The 2,175-nt window shown below is 61.7% G+C and carries 2 protein-coding genes; both read left to right on the top strand.

Features of this window, described 5'->3' with window-relative positions:
• Nucleotides 1–237 precede the first annotated feature (237 nt).
• Nucleotides 238–1,281: a histidine kinase gene (locus tag P1X14_RS21965; protein WP_277317555.1), complete on the top strand. Its 1,044-nt coding sequence runs from the start codon at nt 238–240 to the stop codon at nt 1,279–1,281.
• Nucleotides 1,278–2,081, top strand: coding sequence for a LytTR family DNA-binding domain-containing protein (locus P1X14_RS21960; protein ID WP_277317554.1), 804 nt, complete (start codon nt 1,278–1,280; stop codon nt 2,079–2,081). The genes P1X14_RS21965 and P1X14_RS21960 overlap by 4 nt, the downstream gene beginning before the upstream one ends.
• Nucleotides 2,082–2,175: the final 94 nt, after the last annotated feature.

Genomic DNA, 2,175 nt, shown 5'->3' with positions numbered 1-2,175 from the left:
CTCCCCACCCGGCCACCCATAGAATATACTTCCGTTGGGTGGCCGGGTGGGGAGCGGGCCGGCACCGTAACCTTGCCGACGCGTAATCTGCCCCTCTTTGCCGCGTCACGCCAGCGGTGTTAGAGCGGGTACGTGCTCGAACCCCTACGACCCAGGCTGCGCCTCCTGCCCACCGCGATCCCGCGGCCCTCGATTCTCGTGCGACCTTTCTTCGAGGACAAGAGCCGCGCTTTCTGGATGCTGCAGGCGGTGGGGTGGAGCGGCTATCTCGTGCTGCGCACCGTCTCGTCGATCTCGAACGAGCTGACAGTGGTGGGCGTGATCCGCCCGATCTTCGATTCGATCATCGGCTATTGCCTCACCCTCCTGCTGGCCGCGCTCTACAGCCTGTATCGCCGCCTGCCCGCCATTCCGGGCATCGTGCTGACGCTGGCCACGCTGGCGCTGGCGACGATGCTCTATGCGGTGATGAACGCCTTCACCTTCTCGTTCTTCAATTCGAAGATGGTCGATCCGGGGATCAGCCTGCCGGTGGTGTTCGCTTCGACCTTCCTCAATTTCACCGTGCTGGCGGGCTGGTCGGCGCTGTATTTCGGCATCAATTTCTATCTGATCGTCGAGGAGCAGGCGGATCAGATGCAGGTGCTCGAGCATCAGGCAAGCTACGCCCAGCTGGCGATGCTGCGGTATCAGCTCAACCCGCATTTCCTGTTCAACACGCTCAACTCGATCTCCACGCTGGTGCTGCTCAAACAGACCGAGCGCGCCAACATCATGCTGTCCCGCCTCAGTTCGTTCCTGCGCTACACCTTGGCCAACGAGCCGACTGCGCATGTCACATTGGCGCAGGAGGCGGAGACGCTGAAACTCTATCTCGAGATCGAGAAGATGCGCTTCGACGAACGGCTGCGCACCCATTTCGAGATCGACCCACGTGTCGCCAAAGCGCGGCTGCCCTCGCTGCTGCTTCAGCCGCTGGTGGAAAACGCCATCAAATATGCGGTCACGCCGCAGGAAGATGGGGCCGATATCACCGTTTCCGCTCGGCTCGCCGGAGAACGGGTGCAGATCAGCGTATCCGACACCGGCCCGGGATTGATCGAGATGAAAGCGCGGCCGACCCTTTCAACTGGCGTGGGGTTAGCCAATATCAGGGAGCGTCTGGCGCAGGCTTATGGGCCTGACCATAGATTCGAGACCAAATCGAACCCGGGGCATGGGTTCAGCGTTGAGATCGAATTCCCGTTCCAGATCGAGGAACCGAACCGAGAGGCCGCATGACAATCAGAACCATTCTCGTCGACGACGAACCCCTGGCGATCCAGGGCCTCGAGCTTCGGCTCCAGGAGCACGACGACGTCGAGATCATCGACAAATGCTCGAACGGCCGCGAAGCGATCCGTTCCATCAAGACCCACAAGCCCGATCTCGTCTTCCTCGATATCCAGATGCCCGGATTCGACGGATTTTCGGTGGTTCAGGGCCTTATGGAAGTCGAACCGCCGCTGTTCGTCTTCGTCACAGCCTATTCGGATCACGCCATCCGCGCGTTCGAGGCGCAGGCGCTCGACTATCTGATGAAGCCGGTCGAGGAATCGCGCCTGGCCGACACGCTCGACCGCGTCCGCCAGCGCCTCCGCGAAAAGGGCGGCGCCGAGGAGATCGAGAAGCTCAAGGAAGTGCTCACCGAAGTCGCTCCGGAAGCGGCCGAGGATTATGCCGCGGCCGATAGCGGCGAACTGGCATCGAACCGGTTCGAGAAGCTCATCAACATCAAGGATCGCGGCCAGATCTTCCGCGTCGATGTCGATACGATCGAGCGGATCGACGCGGCCGGCGATTACATGTGCATCTATACCGGCGACAACACGCTGATCCTGCGCGAGACGATGAAGGACCTCGAAAAGCGTCTCGACCCGCGCCGCTTCCAGCGCGTCCACCGTTCGACCATCGTCAATCTCGACCTGGTCAAGCAGGTGAAGCCGCACACCAACGGCGAATGCTTCCTGGTGCTCGATTCGGGCGCCTCGGTGAAGGTCAGCCGCTCTTATCGCGACGTGGTGGCGCGCTTCGTTCACTAGAGTTTGATCCACTTGCGTGGATGCGGTTCCAGCCCGCTCCCCCACCCGGCCTCCCATCCAGCATATTCTGTGGGAGGCCGGGTGGGGGAGCGGG

Origin of the sequence: Sphingomonas sp. AOB5 (assembly GCF_029433115.1) — a bacterium.
Taxonomy (GTDB): Bacteria; Pseudomonadota; Alphaproteobacteria; order Sphingomonadales; family Sphingomonadaceae; genus Sphingomonas.
The sequence above is the reverse complement of the archived record's forward strand: the minus strand, read 5'-3'. Positions and strand labels throughout refer to the sequence as shown.